Annotated in this window: 15 protein-coding genes and 1 pseudogene; 13 read left to right on the top strand and 3 right to left on the bottom strand. The window is 64.2% G+C overall.

Going from position 1 to position 18,941, the window contains the following annotated elements; genetic code table 11:
- Positions 1-605: 605 nt before the first annotated feature.
- Both istB and istA read right to left on the bottom strand, forming a co-directional pair.
- A pseudogene (istB, locus tag BFAL_RS06525) lies at positions 606-1,390 on the bottom strand (IS21-like element helper ATPase IstB).
- On the bottom strand, positions 1,387-2,877 hold the full coding sequence (istA, locus tag BFAL_RS06520) for an IS21 family transposase (RefSeq protein WP_082440433.1): 1,491 nt from the start codon (positions 2,875-2,877) through the stop codon (positions 1,387-1,389). The pseudogene istB and the gene istA overlap by 4 nt, the downstream one beginning before the upstream one ends.
- Before the next feature lie 1,183 nt (positions 2,878-4,060).
- On the opposite strand from istA, the gene BFAL_RS06515 reads away from it, so the two are divergent.
- The 3 genes from BFAL_RS06515 (at position 4,061) to BFAL_RS06505 (ending at position 7,324) form a co-directional block, all read left to right on the top strand.
- On the top strand, positions 4,061-4,876 hold the full coding sequence (locus BFAL_RS06515) for a DUF308 domain-containing protein (RefSeq protein ID WP_082440432.1): 816 nt from the start codon (positions 4,061-4,063) through the stop codon (positions 4,874-4,876).
- A 120-nt stretch (positions 4,877-4,996) separates the two neighbouring features.
- Positions 4,997-5,773: a type I methionyl aminopeptidase gene (gene map, locus BFAL_RS06510; RefSeq protein WP_055427611.1), complete on the top strand. Its 777-nt coding sequence runs from the start codon at positions 4,997-4,999 to the stop codon at positions 5,771-5,773.
- A gap of 258 nt (positions 5,774-6,031) precedes the next feature.
- The gene (locus BFAL_RS06505; RefSeq protein ID WP_055427610.1) at positions 6,032-7,324 is read left to right on the top strand and encodes a citrate synthase; all 1,293 of its coding nucleotides are present in this window, start codon (positions 6,032-6,034) and stop codon (positions 7,322-7,324) included.
- Between the two features lie 99 nt (positions 7,325-7,423).
- Here the strand turns inward: BFAL_RS06505 and dapD are convergent, their stop codons facing one another.
- Positions 7,424-8,443, bottom strand: coding sequence for a 2,3,4,5-tetrahydropyridine-2,6-dicarboxylate N-succinyltransferase (dapD, locus tag BFAL_RS06500; protein ID WP_055427609.1), 1,020 nt, complete (start codon positions 8,441-8,443; stop codon positions 7,424-7,426).
- 183 nt (positions 8,444-8,626) lie between these two features.
- Between dapD and BFAL_RS11725 the strand changes: the two genes are divergently transcribed.
- From BFAL_RS11725 to BFAL_RS06455, 10 genes are all read left to right on the top strand, one after another.
- Positions 8,627-8,761 carry a hypothetical protein gene (locus tag BFAL_RS11725; protein WP_269082768.1) on the top strand — a complete coding sequence of 45 codons (135 nt, stop codon included), beginning with the start codon at positions 8,627-8,629 and terminating at the stop codon, positions 8,759-8,761.
- 180 nt (positions 8,762-8,941) lie between these two features.
- Positions 8,942-10,072, top strand: a complete 1,131-nt coding sequence (prfB, locus tag BFAL_RS06495) for a peptide chain release factor 2 (protein ID WP_055427608.1) — start codon at positions 8,942-8,944, stop codon at positions 10,070-10,072.
- A gap of 117 nt (positions 10,073-10,189) precedes the next feature.
- A complete protein-coding gene (ftsE, locus tag BFAL_RS06490) occupies positions 10,190-11,602 on the top strand; it encodes a cell division ATP-binding protein FtsE (RefSeq protein WP_082440431.1) in 1,413 nt (470 codons plus the stop codon).
- A complete protein-coding gene (gene ftsX / locus BFAL_RS06485) occupies positions 11,599-12,522 on the top strand; it encodes a permease-like cell division protein FtsX (RefSeq protein WP_055427607.1) in 924 nt (307 codons plus the stop codon). Before ftsE ends, ftsX begins: the two co-directional genes overlap by 4 nt.
- 147 nt (positions 12,523-12,669) lie before the next feature.
- Positions 12,670-14,040, top strand: a complete 1,371-nt coding sequence (locus BFAL_RS06480; protein ID WP_055427619.1) for a CHAP domain-containing protein — start codon at positions 12,670-12,672, stop codon at positions 14,038-14,040.
- A 215-nt stretch (positions 14,041-14,255) separates the two neighbouring features.
- Positions 14,256-14,735, top strand: coding sequence for an SsrA-binding protein SmpB (gene smpB, locus BFAL_RS06475; protein ID WP_055427606.1), 480 nt, complete (start codon positions 14,256-14,258; stop codon positions 14,733-14,735).
- A gap of 220 nt (positions 14,736-14,955) precedes the next feature.
- Positions 14,956-15,903, top strand: coding sequence for an ABC transporter substrate-binding protein (locus BFAL_RS06470; RefSeq protein ID WP_055427605.1), 948 nt, complete (start codon positions 14,956-14,958; stop codon positions 15,901-15,903).
- 257 nt (positions 15,904-16,160) lie between these two features.
- Positions 16,161-17,093 (top strand): ABC transporter substrate-binding protein, encoded by a 933-nt coding sequence (locus tag BFAL_RS06465; RefSeq protein ID WP_055427604.1) that lies wholly within the window; start codon positions 16,161-16,163, stop codon positions 17,091-17,093.
- 34 nt (positions 17,094-17,127) lie between these two features.
- A complete protein-coding gene (locus BFAL_RS06460; RefSeq protein ID WP_055427603.1) occupies positions 17,128-18,111 on the top strand; it encodes an amino acid ABC transporter permease in 984 nt (327 codons plus the stop codon).
- Between the two features lie 19 nt (positions 18,112-18,130).
- Positions 18,131-18,941 (top strand): amino acid ABC transporter ATP-binding protein (locus tag BFAL_RS06455; protein ID WP_055427618.1); only part of this gene is annotated, 811 nt, incomplete at its 3' end.

Raw genomic sequence — 18,941 nt, 5'->3', positions numbered from 1 at the left:
TGCTTTTTCACGGATATGGTACGTCTTCGGCGGCACGCCCTATCGAAGCGGGACTGTTGGCATATGATTCCGTATTGATTGCCGACGAGGCTCATCTGAGCCGTCAGCTGGTAGTCACGGCGAAATCCGTCACGCGTCTGGAAGGATTATGCGAGAGCCCGATTGCACAATCGGTTCCGGTGCTTCAAGTCGTTTCCACCACGGCCACCCAGGAAGGGATTTCCGAGGATGATGTCCATGTAGGTGTAGAAGGCCCCGATTTTGCCATGGACACCGCCTTGCGCAATCGAATGTGCAATCCGAAGCCTGTGAGGTTGCTGTCGTGTGAAGGCAACGATACCGCTTTTGTGGACATGCTGGTGGAACAGTGCATGAACGCCATCAAAGTGGAGGAAGCCAAGAAGAAGGAGCTGCGAGGTGTTGTCGGGTGCATCGTTAATACGGTGAAAACCGCGACCGATGTATTGAAGAAGCTGCGCGACTCTTATCGTTCCCAATATGGAGCTCCAGACAAGAGAGCGGTGTTTTTCCGCAGGGTGGCAGCGGGTTTCCCGCGGGGTGTACGGTATCGGCCGCTGCCTGCCTGTGTTGTGTTGTTGTGTTGGTTATTTGGTCATGAGGGCGTGTTGGCTGCGGTAGGAGCGCCCTCGAATCTGATGAGTCGTCCGTGGTGGACGGTGCGGTCGATGAGGGCTGCGGCCATGTTCTTGTCGCCGAGGATGCGTCCCCATCCGCTGAATTCGATGTTGGTGGTGTAGATGATGCTCCTTGTCTCGTAGCTGTCGCTGATGATCTGGAAGAGGAGGCGGCTGCCTTCCTCGTCGATGGGCAGGTAGCCGAACTCGTCGATGATCAGGAGCCTGGCCTTGCCTATGCCGGCGAGTTCCTTGTCGAGCCGGTTCTCCCGTTGTGCGCGGCGCAGGCACATGAGCAGGCCGGTCGCGGTGAAGAACCGGACCGGTATCCCCTTGGAGCAGGCGAGTCCGCCGATCGCGATGGCGAGGTGGCTTTTGCCGGTGCCGACGCTGCCGTAGAGCACGAGGTCCTCGCATCGGTCGATGAACCCGAGGGTTTCAAGTTGTTCGCGTCCCCAGTCGGCGGGCATGTTCAGGTTGGTCCAGTCGCAGCCGTCGAGGGTCTTGTCGGCGGGGAATCCGGCCTGTTTGAGGAGGCGGACGCGTCTGGACTGCTCACGTGAGTCGAGTTCGGCCGTGAACCAGCGTTCGATGAGGTCGAGCTGGCTGGGTGTGGCCTCAGCGAGCGTGTCGGCGAGCACGCCGCGGGTCAGGGGCAGACTCCGGCTCATCGCGAGGATCCGTTCGCTTTTCTCCTGCGTTGACGCGCGGCGGCGGCGCGTCTCGGGGGCCGTGGTGTCGGGTCTGGTCGTCATCGCGTCTCCTTCTCGTCGTGGCGGGTGCCGGTGATGAATTCGTCGTAGCCGGTCAGGTCCGGCCCGTCGATGGCGCCGGGGTATTCCCAGTCGCCGTCGCGCATGCGCAATGCGATCGGGGCGGGCGTGTCCTCGTGCAGTCCCATGTCCTTGTTGCATCTGAGGATCTCGCCGCACGCCTGCATCACGGGTGCGAACCCGGCCGCCTGGCACGCGTGGGCGATCGCCTTGAGGCTTTCCCTGAGGGTCTTGTCGTCCATGGAGTCAAGCCATGAGCGGATGTCGTCGGGCACGTCGGGGTGTATCGGGCTTTCGCCCCACGCGCCGGGACGTGCGGCGAGCATGGGCATCACCAGGGCCGGGTCCTGCAGGACGCGCGGCCCGTCCCCGTAGGGGCGCGGGTATTCGGCCAGGACCACGCCCGTGTCGGGGTCGACGAGCGTGACGGTGTCCCACCGGACCGCGGCCTGCACGCGCCTGCGGGCCCACGCGCCGCCGGCCAGATAGGAGCGGGAGTCGATGTCGATCCGGCCGCGCTTGTCGGCCCTCCTCGACTCCCAGCGCACCGGGTCGAACACCGTGGACGGCAACGGCGCCAACGCCGCCCTGTCCTCGGCGAACACCTGCGCGACCGGCACGTCCATCAGCCGCGGGCAATACGACGAGTCGGCCAGGACGTCGCACCGCTCCAGCATGAGACGGCTCAGCTGCTCGTATGATTCCGCGCGCATGGGCGGGACCATGATGTTGCGCCGCAGGAACCCGACCGCGTTCTCCACGCTGCCCTTCTCATGGCCCGAATACGGGTTGCAGAAGCGCACCTCGATCCGGTGGTGCGCCACGAACGACTCGAACACGTGGGTGAGCGTGATCTCGCCCTTCGCGTTCCTGTGCCCGGCGCCGGTGGCGTTGTCCATCACGATGACCGGCGGCACGCCGCCCACATGCGCGAACACGAGCATCAGCCCCGCGCACAGGCACTCCGCGTTCTCGCCCGGCATCGCCACGCAGTAGCGCATGTTCGACCACGGGAACGAGACCACCAGGCAATGCGTCTCCGTCCCGCGCCCCGCGACAGTGGCCAGCGCCACCCCGAAATCGACCTGCATCACGCCCGGAGCCCACTCCAGATCCAGGAACGCGGCCGACGACTCCCGGTTCGTCTCCCGCCAACGCTTCACGTACCGCTGCACCACGGAATACGAGCCCCCGTAGCCATGCTCCTCGACCAGCCGGTCGTACACGCGCCTGGCCGTATGCCGCTGCTTGCGCGGCATACGACGGTCCGCCTCCAGCCAGCCGTCCACCACCACGGCGAATTCGTCGATCTTCGACCCGTACCGCCGGTCGTCCGGACGCCTCGGGCTCAGATCCTCCATATCCGCGTACTTCGCGACCGTGCCGCGGCCCACATGCAACCGCCGCGCTATCTCCGCGCGGGACAACCCCTGCCGGTCGAGTCTCCTGATATCTTGCACGATGGGCATCGGTATCGCATGTTCCTTTCCTTCCCGAGCACAGGCCGGCGGCAACCGGCCGAAACGAGCAATCAGCACCCGGGAATATACAGGCGGCGGAACCGATGCCTCCCACATCACCCCAGAACGATGACGACACCGGGGAAAACCATCAGCCCACCCTGCGGAAAAACACCGCTCAACCTGCCGAACAAACATTGAAGCAATACGCCCAAGTAGTATCTCCGGAGTACTTCTCCGGAGACTTCATTGAGGGGACCTATTCACCGTCTCAGGCCATCGCCACCGCCAAATCTCCGGAGTATTTCTCCGGAGACTTCATTGAGGGTTCAGCGAGGCCGGCATCGCCATCCACCCCGAGGCCGGCATCTCCGGAGTATTTCTCCGGAGACTTCATTGAGGGAGCGTGTACGGCTACGCGGCTTTCGCGACCGTTATCTCCGGAGTGCTTCTCCGGAGACTTCATTGAGGGTGACGGTTCCTGTGACGGTTTGGGTGAAGTGGGTTTCACCATCTCCGGAGTACTTCTCCGGAGACTTCATTGAGGAATCGCCATTGGCGCACATGGCAGCCGAAACGGGCGCATCTCCGGAGTGTATTGCTTCAATGTTTGTCCGGTGTTGAGCAGTGTTCCCCTGCAATAAACCGGTGTCGAACACCTGGTGTCGAATTGCAATGATTCTGGTGCCGGGTGTCAATAACGGCCCAATCGGCACTGGTGCTGAAGCGCAATGACCAACGTGCTCGGTATAGCCAGTCCGAACCTGCGCAGTTTATTGACGAACCTGCGCAGTCGAAGGGCTAACCTGTGCAGTCGAGCAACGAACTTGCGCACATGCTTCCTGAAGAAGGGGTGCTTGGCGTAATCCGGCTTATCGTAGAATGGCTTGATTTCAACCTTTCTTTCGTGGTCTGCCAAAGCCGGCGGACTGATTCACCTTGTTTCTTCAGGACCCCACTGCGCAGGTTCGGCATCAAAATGCGCAGGAATGGCGCGAAATCGCGCAGGTTCGGCACTGGAGTGCGCAAGTTCAGGGCTGAACCGCGCAGGTTCGCGACGAATCGTACAGTTCGAAGCCGCCTTGCGTGAGAATCGCCTTAAATTAGTCAATATAACCATTTATGCCGATGGTAGGAATTAGGCAGCGTGCCTAAACTTAGGTGTGACGAAGGTCAGCATAAGGAGGTCGTGATGACGAACTACAACCAGAATCCCAGCGACGATGCCGACCATGGTTCCGACCGGACGGATCCGCAGCCGGACCTTCCACCGCGGAACCCGCAATCGGCATACGCGCAGTACGGCACGCCGAAAGCCGGGCAGAACGGCGATCCCTACGCCAATCCCTATACGAACCAGCAGGGCAACCCGTACGCCGCACCGCAATACAACCAGCAAAACCCCAACCCGCAGGCAGGGTGGCAGCCCGTCGATCCGTTCAAACTCGTCGAAAGCATGCTGCCGCAACGCGCCAAGAACTGGGTGCGAGGGTTCTACGCCGTCATCGGCATCGCGGCCATCGTGCTCGGCGTGGCCCTGCTGGTCTGGCCCGGCATCACGCTGAAGATCGCCGCCGTACTGCTCGGCGTGTACTTCGTGGTCTCCGGTCTCGTACGCGTGACCACCGCCATCGTCGAACTCGGCCTGCCCGGCGGGTGGCGTGTGCTCGATATCCTCGTAGGCGTGCTTCTCGCCATCGGCGGAATGCTCATGCTGAAGAACGCCGCCGCCTCCGGCCAGGCGCTCGCGCTGCTCGTCACCCTGACCGTCGGCATCGGATGGATGCTCGAAGGCTTCATGGCGCTCGTCGAATCCTGGCGGCTGCCGAGCTCCGGATGGGCGGTCCTGTACGCCGTCCTCTCCATCATCGCCGGCTTCGTCATACTGGTCTCTCCGGTCAGTTCCACGGTCTGGCTCGTCATCTTCGGCGGGTGCGCGCTCGTCGTCATGGGCGTCTCCGCCATCGTGCGCGCATTCCGCTTCGGCAGGCTGCCGAAAAACGTGTGAGACCCTCGCAGGGGTCGAGACGAATTGACGAGACGACGCACTATCCTGAGAACCAGTCTCGATAAGACAATCGGGTGATCCAATCAAGCCGGATCACCCGATCAAGGTAGAAAGAGTCTCATGATCGAACTGAAGACCCCTCGCGAAATCGAGGAGATGAAGCCCGCCGGCCGTTTCGTCGGCTCCATCCTGCGCGAACTCAAGGAATACACGAAGGTCGGCACCAACCTGCTCGACATCGACGAATTTGTGCACAAGAAGATCGTCGACCGCAAGGGCGCCGAATCCTGCTACGTGGACTACGCGCCCGACTTTGGCACCGGCCCGTTCGCCCACTACATCTGCACGTCCGTCAACGACGCGGTGCTCCATGGCGTGCCCTACGACTACAACCTCAAGGACGGCGACCTCGTCTCCCTCGACCTCGCCATCAGCGTCGACGGTTGGGTGGGCGACTCGGCCATCAGCTTCGTGGTCGGCAAAGACAAGGATCCGGAGGATCTGCGCCTCATCAAGTGCACCGAGGAGGCGCTCGCCGCCGGCATCGAAGCGGCGCAGCCTGGCAACCGTCTCGGTGACGTCTCCAGCGTGATCGGCGACATCGCGCGCGAATACGGCTACCCAATCAACCTCGAGTTCGGCGGCCACGGCGTCGGGCACATCATGCACGGCGACCCGCACGTGCCGAACGACGGCAAGGCCCACCACGGCTACAAGCTGCGCCCCGGCCTGGTCATCGCCATCGAACCGTGGTTCCTCAAGACCACCGACGAGATCTACCAGGATCCGAAGGACGGCTGGACCCTGCGCGCCGAGGACGGCTCTCGCGGCGCCCACAGCGAGCACACTATCGCCATCACGGAGAACGGCCCGATCATCCTCACCACGCGCGACTGACCGCGCGCCCGCGGCGGCGTGCCGGTACGGGCATCGTGCCCGCGCCCGCAGCCTTGTGCGGAGCCGTTTTGAGACGCCTGAACGCCGGTGCGCGCCCACATTGTTAGGATGGCCGCACACCGGCGTTCGCGTATCCGTGTCCCCGGTTCGCGTCGAGATGGTGGACCCCGCGTTCCGAGTGCCGACCACGTGTCAGTGGCGGTAACACAAGCGGGTTAGTGTTGCCGGCAACGCAAGAACAGGAATGAGGTATATCCCATGGCCACAGCACAGCTGAACGTCGACGATAGCAAATACACGCTGCCGGTCGTGGAGGCCAGCGCCGGACCGGACGGCATCGTCGTCTCCAAACTGCGCAACGACGGTTGGGTGACGCTCGACCCCGGCTTCCTCACTACGGCGCAATGCGAATCCAAGATCACCTACATCGACGGGCAGCATTCCATCCTGCGCTACCGTGGCTACCCAATCGAGCAGTTGTGCGAGAACTCCGACTTCCTCGAGGTGGCGTGGCTGCTGCGCCACGGCGAACTGCCCAACAAGGAGCAGTATGACAAGTTCGTCTCCGCCATCAACCACCGCACGATGGTGGGCGAGGACTTCCGCACGTTCATGGGCTCGTTCCCGCGCACCGCGCATCCGATGAGCGTGCTTGCCTCCGCAATCAACGCGCTCGCCACGTTCTACCCGGACACCACCGACATCAGCGATTCCGACCAGCTCGACGAGTCCGCGGTCATCATCATGGCGAAGGTGCGCACCATCGTCTCGTACATCTTCCGCCGCCGCCGTGACGAGCCGATGCTGTACCCGGATTACGCGCGCGGCTACGTCGACGACTTCCTGCGCATGTGCTTCGCCGTGCCGTACGAGCCGTTCGAATCCGATCCGCTCTACGTGCATGCGCTCGGCCGTCTGCTCATCATCCACGCCGACCACGAGCAGAACTGCTCCACGTCGGTCGTGCGCATCGCGGGCAGTGCGCACGCCAACCTGTATTCGGCGGTCGCGGCCGGCGTGAACGCGTTGTCCGGCCCGCTGCACGGCGGCGCGAACGAGGCTGTGCTGCGCCAGTTGAAGGCGATCCGCGACTCCGGCAAGACCGTACGCGAGTTCGTGGATGATGCGAAGGCGGCGGGGGAGCGTATCTCCGGCCTCGGGCATCGCGTGTACAAGTCGTACGATCCGCGTGCGGCGATCGCCAAGCAGTATCTCGAGAAGATCATGGACCGTGAGGACACGTCGAAGCTTCCGGCCGACGAGCGTGCGCTGTTCGACGTCGCCACCGAACTGGAGGACATCGCGCTCAACGACGACTATTTCGTCTCGCGGCACCTGTACCCGAACGTCGACTTCTACACGGGGCTCATCTACCGTGCGATCGGGTTCGACCCCGCCATGTTCACCACGTTGTTCGCGCTCGGGCGCATCCCCGGGTGGATCGCCCAATACCGTGAGATGCTCGCCGATCCGGCGACGAAGATCGGTCGTCCGCGCCAGGTGTACACCGGCGCCAGGGAGCGCGACTATGTGCCGATGGAGGAGCGGTAGCCGCTCCCGCGAGCCACGGATTGCGGTTCCGCATACCCGTGTTCTGACATGATGGGCGTCCGCCGGTCGAGGGGCCGGCGGACGCCCATCATCACACGGTCAGTTCTTATGCAGCTTGGCGTTGAGTTCTATGCCGGTCTTGCGGTAACGGGCCTCGATGCGGCCGTTGACCGAGTTGCGGATGAACAGGATGTTGTCCTTGCCGGACAGGTCCGCGCCCTTGACGACTTCGAGGGGTTCGCCGGCGGCGGCCTTGGCCTTGTCCCAGATGGTGACTTTCGTGCCGGCGGTCACGTACAGGCCCGCTTCGACGACGCAGTTGTCGCCCAGGGAGATGCCGATGCCCGCGTTCGCGCCGAGCAGCGAATGCTCGCCGATGGAGTTGCGCAGCTTGCCGCCGCCGGAGAGCGTGCCCATGATGGAGGCACCGCCACCGATGTCGGAGCCGTTGCCGACGACCACGCCCTGCGAGACGCGGCCTTCGACCATCGACACGCCAAGCGTGCCGGCGTTGAAGTTCACGAAGCCGGCGTGCATCACGGTGGTGCCTTCGGACAGGTATGCGCCGAGGCGGACGCGGTCGGCGTCGCCGATGCGCACGCCGGTGGGCACGACGTAGTCGATCATGCGCGGGAACTTGTCCACGCCGAACACGTTGACCGTGTCGGCGGGGGCGGCGGAGGGGAGTCCCGCGTTCATGGCGAACGTCTGGGCGGCCGCGGTGACGGCGGATTCCACGTCGGCCTTGCGCGCGGTGAAGTCCTCGACGGCGAACGGCCCGTAATTCGTCCACACCACGTTCGCCAGCTGGGCGAAGATGCCGTCCAGATTGAGGGTGTTCGGCTTGGCCAGGCGCATGCTCAGAAGGTGCAGTTTGAGGTAGGCGTCCTCGGCGCTGGCGATGGGCGCGTCCAGTTCGGTGACGGTGAACACCGGCACGCGGCGCACGCCGCGCGCGTCGGCTTCGGTGTGCGCGAGCACGCCGAAATCATGGTTCGGGCGGTCGTCTTCGGCGGGGGCAGACCCGACGGTCAGGTTCGGGTACCAGACGTCGAGGGTGGTGCCGGCGGCGTCGATGCTTGCCAGACCCCATCCGTATGCGGTACGTGATTCGGTCATATGTTGTTCTCCTTGGATGTGCGCCGGCTCTGGGACGGCGGATCGTATGGGGTTTCCGGCTCCACCTTAGCGCCATGGGCGGCGATGGGCGTGGCCATGCCCATGGATATGCCGGTTCCCATGGTCTGCGGTCGGCTCACGGCGAACGGGGGTTGACCAAGCGGTGGGGTACAATCGCGCAACGTGAGCGACTATCAGCAGGATGAGCGCACGGCGCGCGAACGCCGCCGCCGCACTATGGTGCGGGCGGTGTGCATCGTCATAGCCGCTGCCATGCTGATCTCCTTGGTGGTCCCCGCCATCTACGCGGGTCTTTGACGTTCCGTCACGCGTGTCCCCGCGTGACGTCTCCGGCCATACGCGTCTTCGGCAGGTTCGCGGCCGCAGGCGTGACGGCGCACGAAGGAACGTCTCGCATCCGCCGCCCGGCAGGGACGCGCCCGAAGACGGGCATCACACCAAGGTTTTTCAAAGGTACGAATCATAAGGTAGACAACGATGGCTGAATTTGACTATTCACAGGCGATCGCCGACGTGCGCGCCAAATACGACTCCATCGCCAAGGCGTTGGACGTGGACCGCATCAAGGCCGACATCGCGGATTTGGAACAGCAGGCCGCCGCCCCGGGCCTGTGGGATGACCCGGAGAACGCGCAGAAGGTGACGAGCAAGCTCTCCGCCGCCGAATCGCAGCTCAAGAAGCTGACCTCCGCCGCCTCCCGCATCGACGACGTCGAAACGCTCGTCGAGCTCGGCCGTGAGGAGAAGGATCAGGACTCGCTTGACGAGGCCCGCACCGAACTCGGGTCCATCGCCGACGACCTCGCCGCGATGGAGATCCAGACCCTCCTCGACGGCGAATACGACGAGCGCTCCGCGGTGGTTACGATCCGCTCCGGAGCCGGCGGCGTCGACGCGGCCGACTTCGCGCAGATGCTGCTGCGCATGTACCTGCGCTACTGCGAGCGCATGGGCTTCAAGGCGAAGGTGATGGACACCTCGTACGCCGAGGAGGCGGGCATCAAATCCGCCACCTTCCAGGTGGACGCCCCGTACGCGTACGGCCGTCTGAGCGTCGAGGGCGGCACGCACCGCCTCGTGCGCATCTCCCCGTTCGACAACCAGGGCCGCCGTCAGACCAGCTTCGCGGCCGTGGAGGTCGTGCCGCTCGTCGAGGCGACCGACCACATCGACATCCCGGACGCCGACATCCGCGTGGATACGTACTGCTCGTCCGGCCCCGGCGGCCAGGGCGTGAACACGACTTACTCGGCTGTGCGCATCACCCACCTTCCCACCGGTCTCGTCGTCACCATGCAGGACGAGCGGTCGCAGATCCAGAACCGCGCCGCCGCCATGGCCGTGCTCCAGTCCCGACTGCTCGTGCTGCGCCATGAGGAGGAGGCGAAGAAGAAGAAGGAGCTCGCCGGCGACATCAAGGCCAGCTGGGGCGACCAGATGCGCTCCTACGTGCTGCACCCCTACCAGATGGTCAAGGACCTGCGCACCGGCTACGAGACCAGCCAGACCCAGACCGTCTTCGACGGCGACCTCGACGGTTTCATCCAGGCGGGCATCCGCTGGCGTCATGAGCAGCGCCGCGCCGCCAAGGAAGAGGCCGAGGCCTAACACGCCGCCCACTCCACACGCACGTGGGCTGAGCGTGGCCTCCGGTCTTTCCGCCCGCTGCGCGACATGACCCTCAGGGGAAGAAACCCCAAGGAACGACTCCACAGAAAGCGAATCATGGCACTCATCTCACTGGACCATGTCAGCAAGATCTATCCGAAAGGCACCCGCCCGGCGCTCGATGACGTCAATCTCGACATCGACCGCGGCGACTTCGTGTTCCTTGTGGGAGCCTCCGGCTCCGGCAAGACCACGCTGCTGAGCCTGCTGCTGCGCGAGGAGGAGGCCACCGACGGCGAGATCCGCGTGGCCGGCAACGACCTGCGCCGCATCTCCGACCGTCAGGTGCCGCAGTACCGCCGCACGATAGGTTTCGTGTTCCAGGACTACAAGCTGCTCAACAACAAGACGGTGTGGCAGAACGTGGCGTTCGCGCTTGAAGTAATCGGTACGCGCCGTTCCGCCATCAAGTCGATGGTGCCGAAGGTGCTGGAGACGGTCGGGCTGACCGGCAAGGAGGACAGTTACCCCCATGAGCTGTCCGGCGGCGAGCAGCAGCGCGTGGCCATCGCCCGCGCCTATGTGAACCACCCGCAGATCCTGTTGGCCGACGAGCCGACCGGCAATCTCGACCCGACCACGTCGCTGGGCATCATGGAGGTGCTGGACGCGATCAACCGCACCGGCACCACCATCGTGATGGCCACGCACAACGAGGAGATCGTCAATTCGATGCGCAAGCGCGTCGTCGAACTGCACACCGGCCGCATCGTGCGTGACGAGGAGCATGGCTCCTATGATTCGTCCACGTATTTCCCGGATGCCGAAGTCACGTCGAAGGCCCATCAGGCCATCGGAGGGGATGCGCGTTTCCGCCCGGACAGTGCCGATGCGACCGAACGCATGGACGCCCATGCCGCGCTCGAGGCGGGGTCGCTCGCCGCCGGCGCGATGGATGGCGATCAGGGCATCGCCAGGCTCGCCCAATCGGTGCACTCGGGGCGTACCGGCCGCTATGGCGAGGCGTTCGCGCCGGTCGAGACCACACTCACCTGGGGCAAGGGGCTGTCCCTTGAGGAGGTGGAGAGGGCGCGGCGTCCGCAGAGCGGGGATCAGGCCGAAGAATCCGCCGAAGCCGAGGCCTCCAAGCCCGTCGAGGCGGAAACTGCGCGATCAGGGAACGAACCTGTACGGTCCGAGGCCGACCTTGCGCGATCCGGGAACGAACCTGCGCAATCTGGGAACGAACCTGCGCAGTCTGCAGCCGAACCTGCGCAGGAGGAAGCCGAAGAAGAAGCCGAAAACACGACGGCCAAGCCTGAAAACGGCTTGCTGGCGCCACCGGCGCCGCCGTCCGCCGGCGTTGTACGCGGCAGGGGTGCGCAGGATGCACACATGACTGCGCAGGTTGGGCAGCCGATTGCGCAGGATGCGCCGGAACCTACCCCCGGAACCGATGATATGAACGCCGGGGACCACAATGGCGCCGAGAACGGCAGCGAAACCGAGAACGAGGAGGACAACCGATGAGGGCGCGATTCATCCTGTCGGAGACATGGACGAGCCTCAAGCGCAACGTGCCGATGATCGTCTCGGTCATGCTCGTCACGTTCATCTCCTTCGTGTTCATCGGCGCTTCGGCGCTGATGCAGGCGCAGGTCACACGGGCGAAGGGCGAATGGTACGACAAGGTCGAGGTCATCGTGTGGCTGTGCCCCGACGGCACCAGCCAGGCGGCCAGCTGCGCCACCGGCAAGGCCCCCACGCAGCAGGAGATCGTGGAACTGGAGGACTTCATCCACCAGGAGCTGCGCGACAACGTCTCCAAGATCGGGTATGTGAGCCGTGAGGACTTCTACAAGAACACGTTCCTCAAGCAGTACCCGAACGGCGAATACCAGGGCCGTACCCTGACCGCCGCCGACATGCAGGATTCGCTGCAGCTGAAGCTCAAGGATCCGACCAAGTACAAGATGGTCGCCGAAGTGCTCAACGGCAAGACCGGCGTGGAGGAGGTCGTCGACCAGAAGCAGATCTTCGACCCCGTATTCGCGGTGCTCAACCGGGCCACCGTGGTCACCGTGGTGCTCGCCGTGGTGATGGTCGTGGTCGCCATCCTTCTGACCGGCACCACGATCCGCATGTCCGCGGCGTCGCGCAAGAACGAAACGGAGATCATGCGTCTGGTCGGCGCCTCCAACTGGACCATCCGTCTGCCGTTCATCCTGGAGGGTGTGGTCGCCTCGCTCGCCGGTTCGCTGCTCGCCTCGGGCGCGCTCGCCGCGATCGTGCAGGTGTTCATCACCGATGGCGTCGCCCAGTCGGTCAGTTGGATGCCGTTCGTCACCCAAGGCACGGTGTGGCTCATCGCGCCCGCGCTGGTCGCCGGCGCCGTGCTGCTGTCCGTCGTCGCCTCCGCGATTTCGCTGAGGCGTTATCTCAAGGCCTGAGACAAGGTCCGCGCAACCGGTCACGCCCTCGGCATGACCGGTTGCCGTTTCAGGAAGCTCCGTTACAATGTGCGGGAGTATCCACTAGGGAAGGATTCCGAAGTGTCGACACGTTCGAAAACGTTGCATGCCGGGCTTGGGTTCATCATGGCGGGCGCCATGACCGTCGCGTGCGGCATCGCCATGACCGCCGCGTATGCGCCCGAGGCCGAGGCCGTTTCCGTTCAGGAGTATCAGCAGAAGGTCGCCAGCCATGCGGATCTCAAATCCAAGCTCGCCGGCGTGAACGCCGATCTGGCCAACCAGATCATCGAACTTGATTCGTTGGCCAACGAGCAGATCCCCGCGGCGCAGGAGGCGGCCACGAAGGCGCAGCAGGCCGCGCAGCAGGCGCAGGATCTCGCCGACGCCACGAACGAGCGTCTGGAGGCCGCCAAGAAGGACAAGGCCGACCTCGAGCAGAAGATCAAGGACACCGGCATCGAATACGACGACGCGAAGGACTCCGTCGCCGAATCCGCGCGCGACAGCTTCCACGGTTCCCAGGCGTCCACGGTGATGAGCGTGGTGACGAACGCCACCACCACCGATGATTTCGTCAACAAGATGCAGTCCGATGCTGCGGCAACGCGTTCCGCGGCGAACGCCGCCAACGACGCCGCGATCTCGATGAACACCTCGATGAACCGCAAGGAGCGTCTGGCCGCCATCGAGGATCAGATCACCCAGCTGAAGAACCAGGCCGACCAGCAGGCCGCCAGCGCCCAGCAGGCCGCCGAGGACGCCGCCTCCAAGCAGGCGTCGCTCGAAGCGCTGCAGGCCAGGGGCACCGAGGCGCGCAAGTCGTTGGAATCCCAGAAGGACAGCCTGACCACACAGGAGGCCAAGGAGGCGGCGGACATCGCCTCGATGCAGGCCGATCTGGCCGCTCAAAGCGCCGCCAACAACAATGCGGGTTACACGCCTGGCACAGGCGCGCAGCAGCAGACCGGCGGCACCACGGGGGGCGGCTCGACTGGCGGCACCACGGGTGGTTCGACCGGCGGTTCGACCGGCGGCGGCGGAGCCAGCGGCATGGACTACGCCGTACCCGGCAACTGCCCAGCCGGATCCGGTTTCTGCTACAACCACAACACCGGCAACACCATCGGCGGTGCGGCATACCCGGCCCGTCAGTGCACGTTGTGGGCGTATCTGCGCCGTTCCGAGCTCAGCCTTCCGGTCGGCTCCTACATGGGCAATGGCGCGGACTGGGCGAATACCGGCCGCAGCCTCGGCTATTACGTGAACAACACGCCGCACGTAGGAGCCGCTATGGTCATCGGTGCGGGCCAGACCTACGGCGGCCCCACGTTCGGCTACCGCGCGGCGGATTGGTCGTACGGCCATGTGGCGATCGTGGAACGAGTCAATTCCGACGGATCCGTGCTCATCTCCGAAGGCGGCACCGGTTTCGCCACGTTCCCCGCGTCGGAGATCGTCACGAACGCGGGCAACTACCAGTACGTCCACTACTGAGTTCAGGGTTCCGGGTTCCGTTCTCGGCCGTTGGCGCGGTCGGAACCCCGCTCCCCGCATGACAAGCGCCGTTCGGCTTTCGCCGACGGCGCTTCATGCTATGGTTATGTGCCTTGCGGGCATCCGTGCGCCGCGTCGTGGCGGAACGCGGAACGAGACGGAATATGAACGAATATGAATGAGCGGAACGCGAATCGATAGGAAGGGAGGCTCCGATGGCCAAGGAGGAGGGGACGAAGCTCATCGTCCAGAACAAGAAGGCGCGTCATGACTACGCCATCGAGGACAAGTATGAGGCGGGACTCGTGCTCACCGGCACGGAGGTGAAGTCGCTGCGCGAGGGGCGCGCCTCGCTCGCCGAGGCGTTCGTCTCCATCGACCGCCGCAACGAGATGTGGCTGGAGAACGCGAACATCCCCGAATACCTCAACGGCACATGGAACAACCATGCGCCCAAGCGCAAGCGCAAGCTGCTGCTGCATGAGCGCGAGATCCTCAAGCTCGCACGCCAATCGGAGGCGAAGGGCTATACGATCATCCCGATCAGCCTGTACTTCAAGAACGGTCGCGTCAAGGCGGAGATCGCGCTGGCCCGAGGTAAGCGTGAATTCGACAAGCGCCAGGCGCTGCGCGAGGAGCAGGACAAGCGCGAGGCCCTGCGCGCCATGCGCTACGCCAACAAGCGTTCGCACTGACCGGAGGAGGAAGCAGGTCGCCGTCTTAGGTGCCTCCGTTCTTTCGCCGCCTTCGCCGCAGGTCTCCCATGTCAGCGGGAGACCTGCGGACGGGACGACGAAACGTCCACGTAATGGACTGTGGTGGTGAGATTTACGCTTTCGTAGCATGGGAAACCTACTGTCGCGAATCAGTCGGGAAATATACCCGCCCGATCGACATTCCGAGAGAGGAAAACCCATGTCATTCAGCAAGGGAATGAAAGCCATCGCGGCCGCGACGATGAGCGCGGCAATGCTGTTCGCCGCCGCCGCGTGCGGCACTTCCGACGCGTCGGACGCCTCATCCGGTTCCGGTTCCGGCTCGTCCGATTCGTCGAAGATCGAAAGCTTCGATGTCTCCGGTATCCAGAAGGACGAGGAGATCGCCAAGCTGCTGCCCGAATCCGTCACCAAGGACGGCGTGCTCACCGTCGGCACCGACACCTCCTATGCCCCGGCGGAATTCCTCGCCGAGGACGGCAAGACGCCGGTCGGCTACGACGTCGACCTCACCAAGGCGCTGGGCAAGGTGTTCGGCCTCAAGACCGAGAACGTGACCAGCACGTTCGACTCCATCATCCCGTCCGTCGGCTCCAAGTACGACCTCGGCATCAGCTCGTTCACCATCACGCCGGAACGCGCCGAGGCGGTCGATTTCGTCAGCTACTACAAGGCCGGCTCCACGTGGGCCGTCAAGAAGGGCAACCCCGAGAAGTTCGACTCCGCGAACCTGTGCGGCCTCAAGATCGCCGTCCAGACTGGCACCACGCAGGAGGAGGAGGTCGACGAGGCCAACAAGAAGTGCCCGGCCGACAAAAAGATCGAGGTGCTTTCCAACAAGCTGCAGACCGACGTGACCACCAACGTCGTGACCGGCAAGGCCGTCGCGTTCTACGCCGATTCGCCCGTCGCCGGGTACGCCATCAGCCAGACCGGCGACCAGCTGGAATCCTTCGGTGAGGACGTGGGCGTCGCCAAGCAGGGCGTCGCCGTCAAGAAGGGCGACACCGCCACCGCCGAAGCCGTGCAGAAGGCCATCCAGAAGCTCATGGATGACGGCACCTACACCAAACTGCTCGACCACTGGGGCGTCAAGTCCGGAGCTGTCGACAAGGCCGAGATCAATCCGACCGACGTGGAGGGCTGATTTCGGCCGGGTCGGCGGCCCGCCCGCCGGCCCGGTTAACCGGCTCGTAGCGTCGTGACCGTATGCTGTAGGGCGGCGGTTCGGTATCGATGCATCGTACATGCCGTGTGTATTGCATAGCTATGCAATATCATGTATATATGTTGCATAACGAGAGGGAAGGGTGGTCGCCGCGATGGACGCACATTGCGGCGACCACCGTTTTCCCGTTCATGCCGGACAGACATACGCAAACAGAGAATCGAAGGAAGAAGAACATGCTGTTCACCAGGATGAAGACCATCGCGGCCGCGGCGCTCGGCGTCGCCATGCTGCTGCCGCTCGGCGCGTGCGGCACCACTGACGAAGCCACGGACTCCGGCAACTCCGGCTCCGCCACCATCGGCAGCTACGACGTCTCCGGCGTCAAGAAGGACGACGCCATCGCCAAGCTGCTGCCCGAATCCGTCACCAAGGACGGCAAGCTCACCATCGGCACCAACCCCTCCTACGCGCCCGCCGAGTTCCTCGACGCGGACGGCAAGACGCAGATCGGCTACGACATGGATCTCGCCCGCGCCCTCGGCAACACGTTCGGCCTCGAGACGGAGATCGTCTCCTCCAACTTCGACACCATCATCCCGGCCATCGGCTCCAAGTACGACCTCGGCATCGCCGCGTTCACCATCACCCCCGAACGCATGAAGTCGGTCGACTTCGTCTCCTACTTCACCGCCGGCATGGGCTACGCGGTGAAGTCCGGCAACCCGAACAAGGTCGACGAGAACGACCTGTGCGGTCTCAAGGTCGCCGTCGAGACCGGCACCGTCGAGGAGGAGGCCATCAACGAGACCGCCAAGCAGTGCAAGGCCGACGGCAAGAAGGACATCGAGATCCAGTCCTCCAAGCAGCAGACCGACGCCACCACCGCCGTCGTGACCGGCAAGGCCGACGTGTTCTTCGCCGACTCGCCGGTGGTCGGTTACGCGATCGCGCAGACCGACGGCCAGCTCGAACAGCTCGGCAAGGACTTCGACTCCGTGCCGAACGCCATCGCCGTCAAGAAGGGCGACACCGCCACCGTCGAAGCCGTGCAGAAGGCCATGCAGAAGCTCATGGACGACGGCACCTACGACAAGATCCTCAAGCACTGGGGCGTCGAATCCGGCGCGCTGAAAACCGCCGAGGTCAACCCGGACGTCGAAGGCTGAGCACAGCCGCAGCGGAACCACCTAAGGAGCCGACATGGCAAAGAAACACATCGATGGCGAAGGACTTGACATCCCGAACCGCGTCAAGGCGCTGCCTGTGAAGAGCCCGGGGCCCGTCGTGGCCGCCGTGATCGTCGTGCTGCTCGCCGCGATGCTCATCCAGGGTCTCGTCACCAACCCGAGGCTGGACTGGCCGACCGTCTGGAAGTACCTGTTCAACGAGAACGTGCTCGAAGGCATCGGCTATACGCTGATCCTCACCGTGATCTCCATGGTCGTCGCGATCATCCTGTCGGTGATCCTCGCGATCATGCGCAAGTCCGTCAACCCGGTGCTGCGCGGGGTGAGTTGGTTCTTCATCTGGTTCTTCCGCGGCACGCCTGTGTACACGCAGCTCGTGTTCTGGGGGCTGTTCTCCGTGCTCATCCCCAAGATCAGCCTCGGCATCCCGTTCACCGACGTCTCCTTCTGGAGCATCGACTCCTCGGTGGTCGTCACCGCGTTCAACGCCGCATGGATCGGTCTGGCCCTCAACGAGGCCGCCTACCTGTCCGAGATCGTGCGCGCCGGCCTCGAAGCCGTCGATCCGGGGCAGACCGAGGCCGCCCAGGCGCTCGGCATGAGCCGTTCGCTCATCATGCGCCGCATCATCCTGCCGCAGGCCATGCGCATCATCATCCCGCCCACCGGCAACGAGACCATCGGCATGCTCAAGACCACATCCCTCGTGCTCGCCGTGCCGTTCACGCTCGAACTGCAGTTCGCCACCAACGCGATCGCCAACCGCATCTACAAGCCCATCCCGCTGCTCATCGTCGCATGCATCTGGTATCTGCTCATCACGTCCATCCTGATGGTCATCCAGTCACGCCTCGAAAAGCACTTCGGCAAAGGCTTCGACGCGCGGCCCGTCGGCTCGCGCGGCAAGCAGCCGCCGCTGCCCGGCAAGACCGAAGGCGAGCCGAAGGATAATGTCGACAAGCTCAACGACGCCACATTCAGCGGGCTCACGGCGTGAGCGGGAAGGACAACATACGATGACACAGACCAGCATCCCCGTGAACGCGCCCGCAGCGCCCGCCGCATCCGCCGCCGCAGTGCCGGCGGTCAAGGCCACGCAGGTGCACAAGGCGTTCGGTTCGCTGCACGTGCTCAAAGGCGTCGACCTGACCGTCATGCCCGGCACCGTGACCGTGATCCTCGGCCCCTCGGGCTCCGGCAAATCCACCTTCCTGCGTCTCATCAACCAGCTGGAGACGATCACCGGCGGCACCATCGAGGTCGACGGCGAACTCATCGGCTACAAGCACGTGACCAGGAACGGCCAGGACCTGCTGCAGACCCTCAACGACAAGGAGATCGCCGCCCAGCGCTCCAAACTCGGCATGGTCTTCCAACGGTTCAACCTGTTCCCGCACATGACGGCCCTCGAGAACGTGATGGAGGCGCCCGTCCACGTCAAGCACATGGGCAAGGCGGAAGCCAAGCAGCTCGCCGTGCAGGAGCTCGAACGCGTCGGACTCGGCGAACGCCTCAACTACTACCCGTCGGAACTGTCGGGTGGGCAGCAGCAGCGCGTGGCCATCGCCCGCGCCCTCGCCATGCAGCCGGAGATCATGCTGTTCGACGAGCCCACCTCCGCGCTCGACCCGGAACTCGTCGGCGAGGTCCTCAACGTCATGCTCTCGCTCGCCAAGGCCGGCATGACGATGGTCGTCGTCACCCACGAGATCGGCTTCGCGCGCGAAGTCGCCGACCAGGTCGTGTTCATGGACGGCGGCGTGGTCGTCGAAGCCGGCGGCCCCGAGATCATCGACCATCCGCAGGAACCGAGGTTCAAGGACTTCC

The sequence above is a fragment of the Bifidobacterium aesculapii genome (assembly GCF_001417815.1).
GTDB classification, from domain to species: Bacteria; Actinomycetota; Actinomycetes; order Actinomycetales; family Bifidobacteriaceae; genus Bifidobacterium; species Bifidobacterium aesculapii.
This window is presented reverse-complemented; position numbering and strand designations above follow the sequence as displayed.

Excerpts from the sequence above, each read along its gene's own strand:
- istA (WP_082440433.1), bottom strand. The coding sequence starts at position 2,877 with ATGCCCATCGTGCAAGATATCAGGAGACTCGACCGGCAGGGGTTGTCC.
- BFAL_RS06515 (WP_082440432.1), top strand. The coding sequence starts at position 4,061 with ATGACGAACTACAACCAGAATCCCAGCGACGATGCCGACCATGGTTCC.
- map (WP_055427611.1), top strand. The coding sequence starts at position 4,997 with ATGATCGAACTGAAGACCCCTCGCGAAATCGAGGAGATGAAGCCCGCC.
- BFAL_RS06505 (WP_055427610.1), top strand. The coding sequence starts at position 6,032 with ATGGCCACAGCACAGCTGAACGTCGACGATAGCAAATACACGCTGCCG.
- dapD (WP_055427609.1), bottom strand. The coding sequence starts at position 8,443 with ATGACCGAATCACGTACCGCATACGGATGGGGTCTGGCAAGCATCGAC.
- prfB (WP_055427608.1), top strand. The coding sequence starts at position 8,942 with ATGGCTGAATTTGACTATTCACAGGCGATCGCCGACGTGCGCGCCAAA.
- ftsE (WP_082440431.1), top strand. The coding sequence starts at position 10,190 with ATGGCACTCATCTCACTGGACCATGTCAGCAAGATCTATCCGAAAGGC.
- ftsX (WP_055427607.1), top strand. The coding sequence starts at position 11,599 with ATGAGGGCGCGATTCATCCTGTCGGAGACATGGACGAGCCTCAAGCGC.
- BFAL_RS06480 (WP_055427619.1), top strand. The coding sequence starts at position 12,670 with ATGGCGGGCGCCATGACCGTCGCGTGCGGCATCGCCATGACCGCCGCG.
- smpB (WP_055427606.1), top strand. The coding sequence starts at position 14,256 with ATGGCCAAGGAGGAGGGGACGAAGCTCATCGTCCAGAACAAGAAGGCG.
- BFAL_RS06470 (WP_055427605.1), top strand. The coding sequence starts at position 14,956 with ATGTCATTCAGCAAGGGAATGAAAGCCATCGCGGCCGCGACGATGAGC.
- BFAL_RS06465 (WP_055427604.1), top strand. The coding sequence starts at position 16,161 with ATGCTGTTCACCAGGATGAAGACCATCGCGGCCGCGGCGCTCGGCGTC.
- BFAL_RS06460 (WP_055427603.1), top strand. The coding sequence starts at position 17,128 with ATGGCAAAGAAACACATCGATGGCGAAGGACTTGACATCCCGAACCGC.